This window comes from Phaeobacter sp. B1627, from assembly GCF_006265095.1.
Lineage (GTDB): Bacteria > Pseudomonadota > Alphaproteobacteria > Rhodobacterales > Rhodobacteraceae > Epibacterium.
The window spans coordinates 44,096-60,403 of sequence record NZ_VCNK01000025.1 but is presented as its reverse complement, the minus strand read 5'-3'; the positions used below and the strand labels follow the sequence as shown (position 1 = coordinate 60,403).

General features: G+C 61.8%; 13 protein-coding genes. 8 read left to right on the top strand and 5 right to left on the bottom strand.

Features of this window, described 5'->3' with window-relative positions; genetic code table 11:
- The first annotated feature begins 37 nt into the window (after positions 1-37).
- The gene (locus FGE21_RS14210; RefSeq protein WP_139663964.1) at positions 38-805 is read left to right on the top strand and encodes a hydroxypyruvate isomerase family protein; all 768 of its coding nucleotides are present in this window, start codon (positions 38-40) and stop codon (positions 803-805) included.
- Between the two features lie 145 nt (positions 806-950).
- Here the strand turns inward: FGE21_RS14210 and polA are convergent, their stop codons facing one another.
- Together polA and FGE21_RS14200 are read right to left on the bottom strand one after the other, a co-directional pair.
- Positions 951-3,770 (bottom strand): DNA polymerase I, encoded by a 2,820-nt coding sequence (polA, locus tag FGE21_RS14205; RefSeq protein ID WP_139663963.1) that lies wholly within the window; start codon positions 3,768-3,770, stop codon positions 951-953.
- Between the two features lie 212 nt (positions 3,771-3,982).
- Positions 3,983-4,162, bottom strand: coding sequence for a zinc-finger domain-containing protein (locus FGE21_RS14200; RefSeq protein WP_139663962.1), 180 nt, complete (start codon positions 4,160-4,162; stop codon positions 3,983-3,985).
- A gap of 70 nt (positions 4,163-4,232) precedes the next feature.
- On the opposite strand from FGE21_RS14200, the gene FGE21_RS14195 reads away from it, so the two are divergent.
- From FGE21_RS14195 to FGE21_RS14165, 7 genes are all read left to right on the top strand, one after another.
- Positions 4,233-5,162: an ABC transporter ATP-binding protein gene (locus tag FGE21_RS14195; protein WP_139663961.1), complete on the top strand. Its 930-nt coding sequence runs from the start codon at positions 4,233-4,235 to the stop codon at positions 5,160-5,162.
- Between the two features lie 46 nt (positions 5,163-5,208).
- Entirely contained in the window at positions 5,209-5,430 is a 222-nt protein-coding gene (locus tag FGE21_RS14190; protein WP_139663960.1) for a hypothetical protein, read from the top strand.
- A gap of 263 nt (positions 5,431-5,693) precedes the next feature.
- Positions 5,694-8,597: an error-prone DNA polymerase gene (locus FGE21_RS14185; protein ID WP_139663959.1), complete on the top strand. Its 2,904-nt coding sequence runs from the start codon at positions 5,694-5,696 to the stop codon at positions 8,595-8,597.
- A 151-nt stretch (positions 8,598-8,748) separates the two neighbouring features.
- Positions 8,749-10,269 carry a 2,3-bisphosphoglycerate-independent phosphoglycerate mutase gene (gene gpmI / locus FGE21_RS14180; RefSeq protein WP_139663958.1) on the top strand — a complete coding sequence of 507 codons (1,521 nt, stop codon included), beginning with the start codon at positions 8,749-8,751 and terminating at the stop codon, positions 10,267-10,269.
- Positions 10,266-11,417 carry a murein hydrolase activator EnvC gene (locus FGE21_RS14175; RefSeq protein WP_370285705.1) on the top strand — a complete coding sequence of 384 codons (1,152 nt, stop codon included), beginning with the start codon at positions 10,266-10,268 and terminating at the stop codon, positions 11,415-11,417. Before gpmI ends, FGE21_RS14175 begins: the two co-directional genes overlap by 4 nt.
- A 7-nt stretch (positions 11,418-11,424) precedes the next feature.
- Complete coding sequence (locus FGE21_RS14170; protein ID WP_139663957.1) at positions 11,425-12,762, top strand: S41 family peptidase; 1,338 nt, start codon at positions 11,425-11,427, stop codon at positions 12,760-12,762.
- A gap of 164 nt (positions 12,763-12,926) precedes the next feature.
- Positions 12,927-13,994, top strand: coding sequence for a bifunctional transcriptional activator/DNA repair enzyme AdaA (locus FGE21_RS14165; protein ID WP_139664012.1), 1,068 nt, complete (start codon positions 12,927-12,929; stop codon positions 13,992-13,994).
- A 35-nt stretch (positions 13,995-14,029) separates the two neighbouring features.
- On the opposite strand, the gene FGE21_RS14160 is transcribed toward FGE21_RS14165, so the two are convergent.
- The 3 genes from FGE21_RS14160 to FGE21_RS14150 form a co-directional block, all read right to left on the bottom strand.
- Positions 14,030-14,410, bottom strand: a complete 381-nt coding sequence (locus tag FGE21_RS14160) for a hypothetical protein (RefSeq protein ID WP_139663956.1) — start codon at positions 14,408-14,410, stop codon at positions 14,030-14,032.
- A gap of 22 nt (positions 14,411-14,432) precedes the next feature.
- The gene (locus tag FGE21_RS14155) at positions 14,433-15,194 is read right to left on the bottom strand and encodes a DUF6478 family protein (RefSeq protein ID WP_139663955.1); all 762 of its coding nucleotides are present in this window, start codon (positions 15,192-15,194) and stop codon (positions 14,433-14,435) included.
- A gap of 134 nt (positions 15,195-15,328) precedes the next feature.
- Positions 15,329-16,009, bottom strand: a complete 681-nt coding sequence (locus FGE21_RS14150) for a hypothetical protein (protein WP_176695445.1) — start codon at positions 16,007-16,009, stop codon at positions 15,329-15,331.
- Between the last annotated feature and the right edge of the window lie 299 nt (positions 16,010-16,308).

Below are 16,308 nucleotides of genomic sequence, written 5' to 3'. Positions count from 1 at the left end.
TGCCACGCAGGGACTGCACGCGCAACAGGAGGTGTGAATGCCAAGGTTCGCGGCGAATCTAACCATGCTCTTTGCGGAGCTGCCTTTTCTGGACCGGTTTTCGGCTGCGGCCAAGGCTGGTTTCGAGGCGGTGGAGGTGTTGTTTCCCTATGAATTCGCAGCAAAGGAAACGCAGCGCGCGCTGCTTGCCAACGGGCTGGAGCTGGTTCTGATCAATGCGCCACCGCCGAACTATACCGGCGGTGATCCGGGATATGCGGCGGTGCCTGAGCTGGCAGACCGCTTTCAGCGCGATATTCGCCGGGTGTTGCGCTATGCAGAGGCGCTGAAGGCGGGTCATATCCATGTGATGGCGGGGCCTGCCAAGGGCGCGGAGGCGCGCAGGACCTTTGTGCGCAACCTCAAGGCTGCGGCGGAATCGGCTCCCTATCAGAAATTCACCATCGAGCCCCTGAATTCCGGCGATTTCCCCGGTTACTTCCTTGATGACTACAATCTTGCGGTCGACATCCTGGACGAGGTCGGGTGCAATAATGTCGCTCTTCAGTTTGATGCCTATCACGCCCAATTGATTCATGGGGATGCGCTCAAGGTCTGGGAGGCATTCGGCCACCGCGCCGCTCACGTGCAGTTTGCAGCCGCGCCGTCGCGTTGTGAACCGGGGCGCGGGCCGCTGGATTTCAGCGAGCTGTTTGCAGCAATCGATGCCAGCGGATACAGCGGCTGGGTCAGTGCAGAATACACGCCCAGCACCCCGCGGACCGAGGACAGCCTGCGATGGATGCGCGCGCTTCAGGCCGCGTAGGTCGCCTGTGAGCAGTACAGGCCGCGACCGCGCAGGTCGCGGCAGGCGCGGACCTTGACGCAAGCGCGGACTGGCCTTGGCACTGGCGCTGACAGGCGATGGCCGCATTGGCCTCGCGCATATGACGCCCGTGCACCGGGTAGCGTCAGTGAGCCTCGGCCCAGTTCTTGCCCTGTCCCGCCTCGACCACCAAAGGCACATCCATATGAACGGCGGGATCGGCGGCCCCTTCCATGATCTTGCGTGCGGTTTCGATCGTCTCTTCGACGTGGCCTTCCGGCACCTCGAACAGCAATTCGTCGTGAACCTGCAACAACATCCGGACCGGCAGATGTGCGATGGCCTCGGGCATCCGCACCATGGCACGCCGGATCACATCGGCGGCCGTACCCTGGATCGGCGCGTTGATCGCCGCCCGTTTGGCAAAGCTCGCGCGGGGGCCTTTGGCTGCGATTTCAGGCGTGTGGATCTTGCGGCCAAACAAAGTCTGTACAAAACCGTGGTCCTTGGCGAAGGCAACCGTGTCATCCATATACTGACGAATGCCGGGGAACCGTTCGAAATAGCGGTCAATGAACCCCTGTGCCTCGCTGCGCGGAATGCGAAGGTTGCGGGCCAGCCCAAAACCCGAGATGCCGTAGATCACACCGAAGTTGATCGCCTTTGCCTTGCGCCGGATATCCGGTGTCATCTCGTCCAGCGGCACGTCGAACACCTCAGAGGCCGTCATGGCGTGAATGTCATGGCCATCGGCAAAGGCCTGCTTCAGCGCGTCGATCCCCGCCACATGCGCCAGAATCCGCAGCTCGATCTGTGAATAGTCAAGCGACAGCAGCACATTGCCCTCTTCCGCGACAAAGGCCTCGCGAATACGGCGGCCTTCCTCGCTGCGGACGGGGATGTTCTGCAGATTGGGGTCGGAGGAGGCCATCCGGCCCGTATTGGCGCCAGTCTGCAAATAGGATGTATGGACGCGGCCGGTGTCGGGATTGATGTGATCCTGCAATGCGTCGGTATAGGTCGATTTCAGTTTCGACAATTGCCGCCAGTCGAGGACCCGTGCCGGCAGTTCATGTTCGGTTGCAAGATCCTCGAGGATATCGGCGCCGGTGGCATAGGCGCCGGTCTTGCCTTTCTTGCCGCCGGGCAGGGACATTTTGTCAAACAGGATCTCGCCCAGCTGCTTTGGTGAGCCGACGTTGAAGCTCTCGCCCGCGAGGCTGTGGATTTCATCTTCCAACGCGGCCATTTTCTGTGAAAACGCATTTGACATGCGGCTGAGCGTGTCGCGGTCAACCTTGATCCCGTGCCGCTCCATCTGCGCCAGCACCGGCACCAATGGCCGCTCCAGCGTCTCGTAGACCGTGGTGACCTGTTTCTGATGCAGTTGCGGTTTGAAGTGCTGCCAGAGCCGCAGCGTGATGTCGGCATCTTCCGCAGCATAGGGGGTTGCGTCCGCAACCGGCACCCGGTCGAAAGTGATCGCTGATTTGCCGCTCCCCAGCAGGGATTTGATCGGGATCGGCTGATGGTCAAGATAGCGCTCCGACAGGGTGTCCATCCCATGTCCGTGACGCCCCCCATTGAGGGCGTAAGACAACAACATCGTGTCATCTATGGGAGCCACTTCGATGCCATTGCGGATGAAAATCTTGGCATCGTATTTCATGTTCTGTCCGATCTTGAGGATGGCATCATCCTCAAGCACCGGCTTCAGCATCTCCAGCGCTTGCGCGAGGGGCATCTGCCCCTCGGCCAAGTCGTCGGACCCGAACAGGTCGTCTGAACTGCCGGCCTTGTGGGTGAGCGGCACGTAGCAGGCCTGGCCCGGCAAAACACAGAGCGAAATCCCCACCAGATCCGCGACCATCTCGTCGAGTCCTGTTGTCTCGGTGTCCACCGCGACATAGCCATACTCGCGGATCTGGTCGATCCATTGCTGCAGCGTTTCGGCGTCGCGGACGGTCGTATAGGTGGCCGTATCGAAGCCCGGCGCCTCCGGCATCGCCGGAGCGGCCGGGCTTTGCGCGGGGGCTTCAGGAATTGCCGGTGCCTCCACCCCGAGCTGGGTGGCCAGCCGTTTGGACAGGGTACGAAACTCCATTTCAGATAGAAAACCCAACAATGTATCAGGATCGGGATCCTGAACCGCCAGTTCCTCGATCGAGAAATCCAGCGCCATGTCGCAGTCAAGCTGAACCAGAGTCTTGGACATTTCGATCTGGTCGCGTTTTTCAATCAGCGTCTGTCGCCGCTTGGGTTGCTTGATTTCCCCGGCCCGGTCCAACAGCTCTTCGAGACTGCCGAATTCATTGATCAACAAGGCCGCAGTTTTGATCCCGATCCCGGGCGCGCCGGGGACATTGTCGACGCTGTCCCCTGCCAGAGCCTGCACATCCACCACCCGTTCCGGTCCGACACCGAATTTCTCGCGCACCCCGTCCGAGTCGATGCGCTGGTTTTTCATGGCATCCAGCATTTCGACGCCGCCGCCAACCAGTTGCATCAGGTCTTTGTCGGACGAGATGATGGTCACACGGCCCCCGGCTTCGCGCGCCCGACAGGCCAACGTGGCGATAATGTCATCCGCCTCAAAGCCTTCGACTTCCTTGCATGAAATATTGAAGGCCCGGGTCGCATCGCGCGTCAGGGGAAACTGGGGCGCAAGATCTTCTGGTGTGGGGGGGCGGTTGGCCTTGTACTGATCATACAGATCGTTGCGAAAAGACTTTCCGGAGTGGTCGAATATCACCGCCGCGTGGGTCGGTGCGTCGGGGCCGGTATTGCCCTCCACATAGCGGTGCAGCATATTGCAGAATCCGGCGACCGCCCCGATCGGCAGCCCATCCGATTTCCGCGTCAGCGGCGGCAGCGCATGGTAGGCGCGAAAGATAAACGCGGAGCCGTCGATCAGATGCAGGTGGCAGCCCTTGCCGAATGTGCCCGTGGTGTCAGCAGTTGTCATGGATCGCGCGCCCCCAAGGTCGTTTCCCAATTGGTCCGGTCCACCTTATCCGTGATCCCTCACGCGCATGCAATCGCTCAACGGGGCCAATATCACAGCCTCCCCCTTTCACCTGACGGGAAATACCTCGGGGGTGAAGGCGTCAGCCGAGGGGGCAGAGCCCCCTGCCGGTTCCCGGGCCTGCGCGGGGGCCGGGAACGCAAGCGCGTCGGTCAATGCTTGTCGGCAGAATCCTTGTGGACGAATTTGCAGTCACAATAGGGGCATTCGACGAACCCGCTGTCTTCGGGGATCTGCAGATAGACCCGGGGGTGGCCCAATGCGCCTTCGCTGCCGTCACAGGCAACGCGGTAACTGTCCACGATTTTGGTTTCCGGCGCTTCAATGGTCATCGCTGGCAGTCCTCTGGCTAATGCGGTAGTGGCTTTATGAGCCATGGCAAAACCGGGGGCAAGAGCCGCGATGACTGACGAGGCAATCCGAATCGAAGCTTTGCGTAAAACCTACAAGGGGCGCAAAGGACAGCCGGAGAAAGACGCACTTAAGGGCATCGATCTCACCGTGCCGCGAGGATCGGTCTTTGGTCTGTTGGGGCCGAACGGGGCAGGGAAATCGACGCTGATCAATATTCTGGCAGGTCTGGTGCTGAAAACGGCGGGCAAGGTCACCATCTGGGGCTTTGATCAGGATGAAAATCCGCGCCAGAGCCGGGCCTCCATCGGAGTGATGCCACAGGAGCTGAACCTCGACCCATTCTTCACCCCACGCGGCGCGCTGGAGGTGCAGGCGGGACTGTACGGAGTGCCGAAGGCGGGGCGTGACAGCGACGGGATCCTCCGGCTGATCGGGTTGGAAGACAAGGCCGAGGCCTATGCCCGGACCCTGTCCGGCGGCATGCGGCGGCGGTTGCTCCTGGGCAAAGCATTGGTACATCGCCCCAATATCCTCGTCCTTGATGAGCCGACGGCCGGCGTGGACATCGAATTGCGCCAGATGCTTTGGGAAAATGTGCGCAAGTTGAATGCAGACGGCATGACCATCATTCTAACCACTCATTACCTCGAAGAAGCACAGGAGATGTGCGACGAAATTGCCATCATCAATCAAGGCGAAGTGGTGGCGCGGGATTCGACGGCCAACCTGCTTGGTCGCCTTGATGCGCGCGCCATGGTGGTTCAGCCGGCGGCTCCCGTGACCACATTGCCGTCGGCGCCCGGCATAGAAGCAGAGACCCGGGCCGACGGGGCCGTTGTGCTCCGCTACCACAGCAATGAAACCAGCGCCGAGGCCGTGCTGGAATCGGTGCGGGCCGCAGGGATTTCCATTCGGGATGTCAAAACCGAAGAGGCCGATCTTGAGGATGTTTTCCTGGCACTGACGAAATCCGGATAGCATGGCGCAGTGCTGCGGCCTGTCCTGTTTCGTCAAGATCCCTGTCGTGACAAAAGTCGCGGGGGCTTTTCTGGGGGTGCTGTGCCAATTTCCGCAACGCCAGCATGAAAAAGACAGTTTATGCGATCTTGGTCTGGCCGTGCCGGGAGTTAATTTTTCGCCTTTTCAGAGGTTTGTGCGTGTTTTTCCCTGTCAGCAAACGAGCGTAAAATATCTTTCGCATTTTAGCGAATGTTTCGCGCGCGAAACAATACGTCAGGATGTCTGACCTTTTATTGACCCGCGGATGGTTTTAGTGGGCATTGCGGTAATATGGCGCCAGAAGAGCCCTTTGGGTCAGATTGGCCATAGCTATCAATCCCACATCCTATGAGGCGACCCGAATCCTGCGGCTTCGGGGGCTCTCCCGCCCGTCTCGATTGCATTGAAAATGCAACCTCGCCCGTTGGGCGTGGCAGCGCGCCTGCGGCGCGCTGAAGGGGGGATTGTGGCAGGACTCGCGAACAGAACAAAACGGGAATATAGAGAGGTATGTTTGTTGAGTTCGCCTGTCTTTCCAATTTCACCTTCCTGACCGGGGCGACGCATCCGGAGGAATACGTGATGCGTGCGTTGGAGCTTGGGATCGCGGGACTGGCGATCGCGGATGAAAACTCGGTTGCGGGGATCGTGCGGGCGCATGTGGCGGTGCGCGACATCGCCCGGCGGGTGGAGGAGCGGCAAGCCTGGGAGCGCGAACATACGATCATTGGACCGCCCTGCCCTGACCATCTGGCGAAAGGGCAGGAGGACGAGAGTTTCCCGATTTATGCGGTGCCGCGTCTGTTCCCCGCGGCGAGACTGGTGTTCCGCGACGCACCTGATGTGATTGCCCTGCCCCGCACCCGCATTGGCTGGGGGCGGCTTTCGCGGCTTCTGTCCTGTGGTCGGCTGCGTGCGGAAAAGGGGTCTTGTATATTGAAACTGCAGGACCTTTTGGATCATGCGCAAGATCTCCACCTGCTTCTGGTGCCACAATCGCATCCCTCACCATGCGGCGCGTATGGGTGGGGGCCGCATATGGACGCTCTGACGCGCCGCTTTGCCGGACGCATGCATCTGTTGATGGCACCTTCCTATGATGGCGCCGATACGCTGCGGTTTGCGGCACTGACAGAGATGGCCGAGCGGTATTGCCTGCCGACGCTGGCGGCTGCCGCACCGCGCATGCATCACGGGTGCCGCCGCCGCCTGGGCGATGTTCTGTCGGCCATCCGGCTTGGACTCCGGGTTGATGCCCTGGGGCGCAATGCACTGGCCAATGGTGAGCAACGCCTGAGGTCAGAAGCGGACATGCGCCGGATATTTGCCGGCTACGAGGATGCCGTGACCCGTGCCGGTGACCTTGCACGCAGGCTGAATTTCAACCTTGATGAACTGCGCTATGACTACCCGGATGAAGGGCAGGGCGAGACCCCCACCGAACGCCTGCACCGGCTTGCTCATGCGGGGCTGAAATGGCGCTATCCGGGCGGGGCAAGTCCCAAGGTGCAGCAGATGCTGTCTCACGAGCTGGCACTGATCTCGCAGCTGAAATACGAAGCCTATTTCCTCACCGTCAATGACATTGTCGCCTTTGCGCGCTCCCGCGATATTCTGTGCCAGGGGCGCGGATCGGCAGCGAATTCGGTGGTGTGCTATTGTCTCGGCGTCACCTCCATCCCGCCCGAGATCGGCACCATGGTTTTTGAACGGTTCGTGTCCGAAGCCCGGGATGAGCCGCCCGACATCGATGTGGATTTCGAACATGAGCGGCGCGAGGAAGTGATCCAGTGGATCTATGAGCGCTATGGCCGCCACCGCGCCGGGCTCTGTGCCACTGTGATCCACTATCGTGGCAAACGCGCCATTCGCGAGGTGGGCCGCGCCATGGGGCTTAGCGAGGATACCATCTCGGCGCTGTCCTCCCAGCTTTGGGGATTTTTCAGCACACAGGGGCTCGAGGCGCAGCGGATGCGGGAAATCGGCCTTGATCCCGGCGATCGGCGACTGATCCAGACCATGGATCTGGTCGAAGACATCATCGGCTTTCCCCGTCACCTGAGCCAGCACGTGGGCGGTTTCGTCATTACCGAAGGCCGCCTGGATGAGCTGGTTCCGATCGAGAATGCCAGCATGGAGGGGCGCACGGTCATTTGCTGGGACAAGGACGATATTGAGGCGCTGGGCATTCTCAAGGTCGACGTGCTGAGCCTCGGCATGCTGACCTGCATCCGCAAGGCGTTTGACCTGATGCACCAGCATTTGCGGCAGGATTTCACCCTCGCCACCCTGCCGGCAGAAGATCCACAAGTCTACGATATGCTCTGTCGCGCTGACAGCATCGGTGTGTTTCAGGTGGAAAGCCGGGCGCAGATGAATTTTTTGCCGCGGATGCGACCACGGGATTTCTATGATCTGGTGATCGAGGTTGCGATTATTCGTCCGGGGCCGATCCAGGGCGACATGGTGCATCCCTATATCCGGCGTCGCAATGGCGAGGAGCCGGTCTCTTTCCCCTCGGATGCGTTGGGCGAGGTGCTTGGAAAGACCCTCGGTGTACCGCTGTTTCAGGAGCAGGCGATGCAGATCGCCATGGTCGGAGCAGGCTTCACACCCGAGCAGGCCGATCGCCTGCGTCGCTCGCTTGCGACCTTCAAGAAACACGGCTCGGTCAGCGAGTTCCGCTCGCTGTTTTTGCGGGGAATGGCGAAAAACGGCTATGATGCCGAATTTTCCGAGCGATGCTTTTCCCAGATCGAGGGGTTCGGCTCCTACGGTTTCCCCGAAAGCCACGCGGCGAGTTTCGCGCTGCTGGTCTATGCCTCGGCCTGGATCAAATGCCATCACCCCGGCATTTTCGCCTGTGCGTTGCTGAATGCGCAGCCAATGGGGTTTTATGCCCCGGCGCAGATCGTGCGGGATGCGCGGGACCATCAGGTCGATGTCCGGCCGATCTGCATCAACAGCTCATATTGGGACAATACGATGGAGCCCGACGCGCGGGGCGGGTTGGCGCTGCGGCTGGGGTTCCGGCAGATCAAGGGGATATCGGAAGAGGACGCGGGCTGGCTGACGGCGGCCCGCGGCAATGGGTATCACACGGTCGAGGACGTCTGGCGCAAGGCGGGTCTTGCGCCACGGGTGATCGAGCGGCTGGCAGAGGCGGATGCCTTTGCCACGCTGGGCCTGAACCGCCGGGAGGCGCTCTGGGCGGCCAAGGCGGTGTCGGCGGCAAAACCCCTGCCGCTGTTCGCGCGCGAGATTGATGGCGAAATCATCGATGAGCCCGACGCCAACCTGCCGAAAATGACCCTCGGCGAAGAAGTGGTGGAGGATTATGTCGCCATGCGCCTCAGCCTGAAAGCGCACCCGCTGGCGTTGCTGCGGGACCGGCTGACACCGCCGGGCAGCTGACCGCCCGAAAGGGCACCGGGGACGGCGGCGGCGCACAGGAGAAAAGCCCCGGCGTGCAAAAGCCTGCCAAACCCGCGTATCCCCGGTTTCCCAACCGCACGTCTGCCTGTAGAACCGGGCAAGAACCGCGATCACCGCACGGAGATGTAACATGCCTGCACCCAAACCCGTTGTCCTTTGTATTCTCGATGGTTGGGGCAGCGCCGAACCGGGCCCAGCAAATGCGCCCTATCTGGCAAAGACCCCGACGCTGGATGCCATCATGGCCAAAGGCCCCGTGGCCAGGCTGATCACCCATGGCCCTGATGTGGGGCTGCCAAGCGGGCAAATGGGCAATTCAGAGGTGGGGCATACCAACATCGGCGCGGGCCGGGTGGTGGCGATGGATCTCGGCCAGATCGACCTCGCCATCGAGGACGGATCGTTTTTCAAAAATGACGCGCTGCAGGCGTTCATCGCGAGGCTGAAAGAAACCGGTGGTGCGGCGCATCTGATGGGGTTGGTTTCCGATGGCGGCGTGCATGGCCACGTGACCCATATCCTGGCCGCAATCAAGGCGATTGCAGATGCGGGCGTGCCGGTGTGGCTGCATGCGATGACCGACGGGCGCGACGTGGCTCCGAAATCGGCGCTGGGCTACCTTGATCAGGTTGAGGCCGGAATGGCCGCAGGGGCCAGAATCGCCACCGTCACCGGGCGCTACTATGCGATGGATCGCGACAACCGTTGGGAGCGGGTGTCGCAGGCCTATGAGGCGATGGTCCATGGCAGGGGCCAGTTCACGGCTGAGACGGCGGCGGCGGCGGTCGAGGCCTCGTATGGTCGCGACGAGCTTGATGAATTTGTAAAAGCCACAGTGGTCGGGGATTTCAAAGGTATACGGGAGGGCGACGGGGTCTTTTGTCTCAACTTTCGGGCCGACCGCGCACGGGAAATCCTGCGGGCCATCGGCGAGCCTGAGTTTGCCGAATTCGACGTCGGCACCCGCCCAGATCTGGCGGCGTTGCTGGGAATGGTCGAATACTCGGACGGCCACAATGCCTATATGACGACGGCCTATCCCAAGACGGCGATCGTAAACACGCTGGGGGAATGGGTGGCAAAGCAGGGCAAGCGTCAGTTCCGGCTGGCCGAGACCGAGAAATACCCGCATGTGACGTTTTTCCTCAACGGGGGCAAGGAAACCCCCGAAGTCGGCGAAGATCGCGCGATGCCAAAATCGCCCAAGGTCGCGACCTACGATCTGCAGCCGGAAATGTCGGCACCCGAGGTGACCGAAAAATTCGTCGAGGCCATCGCCGCTGGATATGATCTGATCGTGACGAATTACGCCAACCCCGACATGGTGGGCCACACCGGTGACCTGCAGGCCGCAATCAAGGCCTGCGAGGCCGTGGACCAGGGCCTCGGGCGGGTGGTGGAGGCCCTGAAAAAAGCGGGCGGCACCATGATCGTGACCGCCGACCACGGCAATTGCGAGCTGATGGTGGATCCGGTCACCGGCGGCGCGCATACCGCGCATACCACAAATCTGGTGCCCGTGGCGCTGGTGAACGGGCCGGAGGGGGTCAGCTTGCGGGATGGCAAACTCGCGGACCTGGCCCCGACACTGCTGGCTCTGATGCAGTTGCAGCAGCCCGAGGAGATGACCGGAGAGAGCCTGCTGGCATGAGGCAATTCAGCGCGCTGATTGTGGCATTGGCCTTTGCGCTGACCGCAGCCATGCCGACGCCAGCCGCGGCCCAGTCCCCGACGGAGGCCGCAGCCGAAGCGGCCCGCGCGCTGGAGGCCGCCTCGGAGCGGATGGATCAGGCCAAAAGCGCCGCAGATCGGGTAAAGGCCCTGACCGAAACGGTGCGCGCCTATGAGGCGGGCCTTCAGGCCATGCGTGACGGATTGCGCCGGGTCGCGCGGCGTGACACCCAGCTCACCACCCAGCTGAAGGCGCGCGAGGATGAGGTGGCAGACCTTCTGGGGATCATCACGACCATTGAAACCTCGACTCCGCCGGTGTTGATGCTGCACCCATCGGGCCCTTTGGGGGCAGCCCGTTCGGCGATGATGCTGGCCGAGGTCACACCGGGGCTGCAGACGCGTGCAGATGCCCTGCGCAATGATTTGCAGGAGGTCCGCGATCTGCGCCTCCTGCAGCAAAGCGCGGCGCAACGTCTGGAGGAGGGGTTGCAGGGCGTACAGGCGGCCCGCGCGGCCCTGTCTACGGCGATCGCCGACCGACAGGATCTGCCGAAACGCTTTACCGATGATCCGGTCCAGACAGCTATTCTGATTTCCTCGACCGAGACGCTCACCGGGTTTGCCGATGGGCTGGCCCTGATTGCAGAGGCCAACGGGGTTGAGACCAGCTCGGCCGATATCTCGGACCAGCGGGGCGACGTGCCGCTTCCGGTAGAGGGGCTGCTGCTGCGCCGTTACGGCGAGCGCGATGCAGCAGGCGTTGTACGGTCGGGCATTTTGGTGGCGACCCGGCCCCGGGCGCTCGTTGTCAGCCCGACGGCTGCCACCATCCGCTATCTCGGCCCGCTTCTGGATCTGGGTCGTGTGGCCATTCTGGAGCCGCAGCCGGACACATTGTTCATCCTCTCCGGATTGGCGGAGGTGTTTGGCGAGACGGGTCAGGTGATTCCCGAAGGCACCCCCATTGGTCTGATGGGGGGGGAATCGGCGCAGAGCGGCGCGATTTTGTCACTTAGCGGTGAAGGGGGTGGAACTGGCCGGACAGAAACGCTCTATATAGAGGTCAGAATGGAAAACAGTCCCGTGGACCCTGAGACGTGGTTCCGGACCGGGCAAGGTGGATAGGCAAGAGATGAAGAAATTTGCGATGGCGGCTCTGGGCGGCACGCTCGCGGGCATTGTGGCAACGACCTATGTGGCGGCCCCCTTGCTGGCTCAGGAAAGCAATGAGACGAGCGTTTACGAGCAGCTTGACCTGTTCGGCGACATCTTTGAGCGTATCCGGGCGCAATACGTCGAAGACGTGGATGAAACCGAGCTGATCGAGGCCGCCATCGGTGGCATGCTGCAATCGCTCGATCCGCATTCCAGCTACCTGTCCCCGGATGACGCCAGCAAGATGCGCGTCCAGACCCGAGGCGAATTCGGCGGACTTGGTATCGAGGTCACGCAGGAAGACGGTTTCGTCAAAGTCGTCTCGCCGATGGATGACACCCCGGCGGATGAGGCCGGTGTGGAGGCCGGTGATTTCATCACTCATGTTGATGGTGAGAGCCTTCTGGGCCTGTCGCTGGACGAAGCGGTAGAGCTGATGCGCGGCCCGGTGGGATCGGAGATCATCATCACCGTGGTGCGGGAAGGTGAGGACGAGCCGTTTGATATTTCGATCATTCGCGACACCATCACCATGACCGCCGTGCGGGCGCGCACCGAGGGCGACACGGTTGTTTTGCGGGTCACCACCTTCAACGAGCAGACCACGCCGAACCTCGAAGAGAGCCTGCGGGAGCAAATCGAGGAACTGGGCGGTATGGACAATGTGAACGGCATTGTTCTGGACCTGCGCAACAATCCGGGCGGGTTGCTCAATCAGGCGATCAGCGTGGCCGACAGTTTCCTGGAAAGCGGCGAGATTGTCTCGACGCGTGGCCGCAACCCCGAAGACGGCGAACGTTTCAACGCGACACCGGGCGATCTGGTGGGCGGCAAACCTGTGGTGGTGCTGATCAACGGCGGCTCTGCCTCGGCCTCTGAAATCGTTGCCGGCGCTCTGCAGGACCATCGCCGGGCGATCGTGGTTGGTACCAAATCTTTTGGCAAGGGATCCGTACAGACGGTGATGCCATTGCGCGGCGATGGTGCCATGCGCCTGACCACGGCGCGATACTACACCCCGTCCGGTCGCTCGATCCAGGCGCTGGGCGTCAGTCCCGACATCATTGTCGAACAACCGCGCAGTCGTCCGGAGGCCGAGGAAGAAGAACCTGCCAGCAGCGTCTTCCGTCAGCGCTCCGAGGCTGATCTGCGTGGCAGCCTGAATAATGACAGCCTGTCCGAGGATGAGGCGCGTCAGATCGAGGCTGACCGCGAAAAAGCCGAGAAAGCGGCGGAGCTGCGCGAGGAAGACTACCAGCTTGCCTATGCGATCGATATCCTCAAGGGGCTGTCGGCATTGGGACCAAAAGACTGAAGTCCCGGGCTGAAACCCTGACGGGGGCCGGTTCATTGTATCTGCAGAAGGTCGCCCCGCCCGGGCGACCTTTTTTCGTCACCGCTCATGCGTCGATAAAATATCAGAATAGACGCCCGAATTTCGGCGGCACGGCCAGATCCAGCGTCTAAAACAGAAGGATGATGATGTTTGACCTGCCCGATTCCCCAACACTCTACAAGGCGCTCCTGGCGCGGGACGCGGCCTATGACGGGCGCGCATACGTCGGGGTGACCTCGACTGGCATATTTTGCCGCCTGACCTGCCCGGCGCGAAAGCCGAAGTATGAAAACTGCCAGTTCTTTCCGACATCGGGTGCCTGTATCGAGGCGGGTTTTCGGGCCTGCAAGCGCTGCCATCCGGTGAATGCGGCGGCGGGCAATGATCCGGTTGTCCGGGATCTGCTCGCGGCACTGGAACGACGTCCCGCACACCGCTGGACCGAAGCGGATGTCGCCGCGACGGGGGCGGATCCTTCTACGGTGCGCCGTGCCTTCAAGCGGCAATTCGGCATGACCTTTCTGGAGATGGCCCGGCAACGGCGCCTGCGCGAAGGGTTCACGACGCTCAGCGCGGGCGAATCCGTGATCGCGGCGCAGATAGATGCGGGGTTTGAAAGCGCCAGCGCCTTTCGCACCGCCTTTGCCCGGCTGGTCGGGGTGTCACCGGGACTGTTCCGCAAGGACGCGCAGTTGCTTGCCGACTGGATCGAAACGCCGCTCGGAGCGATGGTGGCGGTGGCCTGCCAGCACCAGTTGCACCTGCTCGAATTTGCCGACCGAAAGGCCCTCCCCCGCGAAGTGGCGAAACTGCAAAAGCGGCAACCCGGCGGCATTGGCTTTGGCCGCCCCACCGTGACCGATCAGGCCGCCGAGGAGCTCTCACGCTATTTTTCGGGCGAGAGCGCCGAGTTCAATACACCACTGGCCTATCACGGAACGGCGTTCGAGGCCGAAGTCTGGCGGGCGCTGCGGGATATTCCCCCCGGCGAAACGCGCAGCTATGGCAAGTTGGCCCAGGCCCTTGGCCGTCCGGGATCGAGCCGGGCAGTGGCCCGGGCGAATGGGGCCAATCAAATCGCGGTCATGATCCCCTGCCACCGGGTTCTGGGGGCGGATGGTGCCTTGACCGGCTATGGCGGCGGGTTGTGGCGCAAGCAGCGACTGATCGAGATCGAACGCAGTTTTGTGCGATCCGTGCAGAGCGCGTAGCCGCAGGCGGCAATGTCTGTGCCGCCTGCCGCGTTTCAGGTGGTTTCGAGGCAGTGACGGCGAAACGCGCGTTTCAGCATATCCAGTTCCGCCCGCAGCAACGCCACCTCGGCGCGCAGGTCATCGGTGAGAGGGTCGCCGGCGATCAGGGTGAAATCTCCCAGTTTCTGGTCGGTTTTGGTGTCGGAGATGACAAAGGTCTGCACGCCGTCCCCGATTGCCTCTGGCGGGATCTGTACGGCGAGGGTCCAGGTGCCCGGCGCCGTCTCGCTCTCGCTGAGGGTGACCGTGTCGATTGTTCGGTCCAGCAAGCGCACCGAAATCTCGGGACGGGCACTGGACGCCGGAGCATTGTCGATCTGGCCTTCCCAGGTGCCGTTGCAAAAGCGGATCTTGCTGAGGGTCAGGGCGCTCATGATGGATCTCCCGATGTGACGATCATATATTGGCGCGACGATAGCGGGCGAAGGTCACGTCACGCAGAATGACCTGATTGAGATCAGGAGCCTCAAAGATCAGATCCATCCAGATTTTTTCGATCCGCTTTTCGTTCAACCGCGAATAGGCCAGATCATATTCAACGGTGACGTCTTTTTCGCCCGGAGGCAACTCCCGGACGAATTGTTCGGTGTTGGGGCCGTGTTTGACGTTCAGACGGGCGAAAATCTCGATCGGCTGCTCGGTTTCGACAATGCAATCCATCCGGATCAGGTGTTGACGGGTGAGACCGATTGTCGCCTCGACGGGGATATCAATAACGAGTGACAGAAAGGAGCCGTCGAATTTGAACACATCCATGCGCAGACAGAAGGGGGCCAGATCTTCTTCGCGCAGATTGCGCAGTTGCCGCAGGGTGAGTTCGGAGATCGCGCAGTCATGAAAGAGCTGCACCTCCTCGCCCAGTCTGGTCTTGCTGGGCACTGATGACAGGCCGGGGACCGGCAGGGGGCCGCGCCATAGCTCCGGTCGCCAGGACCATTCGGTGCCCTGGGGGCGCGGGAAATAGGACGACCCGACCAGCGGCAGTGCCAGCCGACCGTCGGCTGTATGAATGAGCTGATCCAGGTAGAAGCGCAGTTTGCGGGCGTCGCTCCGGTGCCTGCGCAGGCGGGAGAGCGGCGCAGTGGTCGCCCCGCGTGACGCTTTTTGCCAGCGGCGCAATGTCCCTGCGTTCAACAGTCGTTCAAGGAGTCTGCCCATCCTGCCCCCGGCGCTTGCGTGCTCGTATGCCTTGCCCGTGCATTTCGCCGGGTTTTGCCTGCCATATTAAACAATTAGAGGCTACGCACAAAGCCGTTTCTGAGCCATCTCTTTTGCGCTCTTTGGAGGCAGGGTCACCCTTTGACGGCGATTGCGGCTTCGGCGGTGATGCTTTGGGGGTCCGTTCGTGCGAGGGGGCGTTTGCTGCGCAAAGGGGCGGACTCACCCGGTGAGGCCGGCGTCGTGACCTTTGCCAACTGGGTGGCGTTGCGCGTTGCGCGCATGAATTCCCGGATCAGGCGCGCGCCTTTTTCGCCGAGAAAACTACTGCCGTCCGGCGCATATAGCGCCACCGAAACCAGATGGCCGCGCACGACAAACGCACCGCGCCAGTGGGTGCCGCTTGCGCCGGCGGCGGAATGGCCATCCAGATGCAGTTTCACCAGTGGGATTTCGGTGTCGCGGCGGGTCTCCAGAACCCGTGCAGCGGTGCGCGATGAGGTGAAGGCGGTTCGCAAAGCTTCGGCCGAGGGGGCGGGCGTATTTGCGGCCACCGATCCGACGGTCGCTGTCAGCAGTGCACCATCGTTTGCGCGCAGCCCTCCAAACGCCCTCAGACTTTCGCAGCGGGCCAGCAGGGCGAAGCCGCCTGTGGAGGTGTGTTCCTCCATCTGGGCGTCAAAGCAGAAGCCGTTGGGGGCCGCCAGAATGAGCTTTCCCTCGCCAAAAACGGCCGTCAAAGTCCGGCCCCGGGTCAGCCCGGGATGCGATAGGTTCTCTCCCGGGGGGGCGAAGGCCAGCCGATTGCCTTCCATGCATCCCACCAAGACAAGAGGCGCCACACAGAGGGCAAGCGCGCGCAGGAGGGACAAGCCCGCCCGCTGCTGGATCTTCTGGAGCGCGGCTTTCCCCGCTGTCTGTACCCTCGTGTCGATCACATCTGTCCTCGTGGCAGGCCAGGGCCTATTGTCCTAACGGAGGTCGGTAGCCCTGTTTTGCTTACCCAAAAGATGTAAACGCAGCCTTGAAACGGGACAAGGCCTATCAGAGCCTGACCGTCGATCCCTTGAATTGAGGCGAGAACACGCTTACCTGACGCCCCTTCGCATGGGCA

Bases quoted from the DNA above. Each gene is read 5' to 3' on its own strand.
- FGE21_RS14150 (WP_176695445.1), bottom strand. From the start codon at position 16,009: ATGGAAGGCAATCGGCTGGCCTTCGCCCCCCCGGGAGAGAACCTATCG.
- FGE21_RS14170 (WP_139663957.1), top strand. From the start codon at position 11,425: ATGAAGAAATTTGCGATGGCGGCTCTGGGCGGCACGCTCGCGGGCATT.
- polA (WP_139663963.1), bottom strand. From the start codon at position 3,770: ATGACAACTGCTGACACCACGGGCACATTCGGCAAGGGCTGCCACCTG.
- gpmI (WP_139663958.1), top strand. From the start codon at position 8,749: ATGCCTGCACCCAAACCCGTTGTCCTTTGTATTCTCGATGGTTGGGGC.
- FGE21_RS14155 (WP_139663955.1), bottom strand. From the start codon at position 15,194: ATGGGCAGACTCCTTGAACGACTGTTGAACGCAGGGACATTGCGCCGC.
- FGE21_RS14195 (WP_139663961.1), top strand. From the start codon at position 4,233: ATGACTGACGAGGCAATCCGAATCGAAGCTTTGCGTAAAACCTACAAG.
- FGE21_RS14185 (WP_139663959.1), top strand. From the start codon at position 5,694: ATGTTTGTTGAGTTCGCCTGTCTTTCCAATTTCACCTTCCTGACCGGG.
- FGE21_RS14200 (WP_139663962.1), bottom strand. From the start codon at position 4,162: ATGACCATTGAAGCGCCGGAAACCAAAATCGTGGACAGTTACCGCGTT.
- FGE21_RS14175 (WP_370285705.1), top strand. From the start codon at position 10,266: ATGAGGCAATTCAGCGCGCTGATTGTGGCATTGGCCTTTGCGCTGACC.
- FGE21_RS14210 (WP_139663964.1), top strand. From the start codon at position 38: ATGCCAAGGTTCGCGGCGAATCTAACCATGCTCTTTGCGGAGCTGCCT.
- FGE21_RS14165 (WP_139664012.1), top strand. From the start codon at position 12,927: ATGATGTTTGACCTGCCCGATTCCCCAACACTCTACAAGGCGCTCCTG.
- FGE21_RS14160 (WP_139663956.1), bottom strand. From the start codon at position 14,410: ATGAGCGCCCTGACCCTCAGCAAGATCCGCTTTTGCAACGGCACCTGG.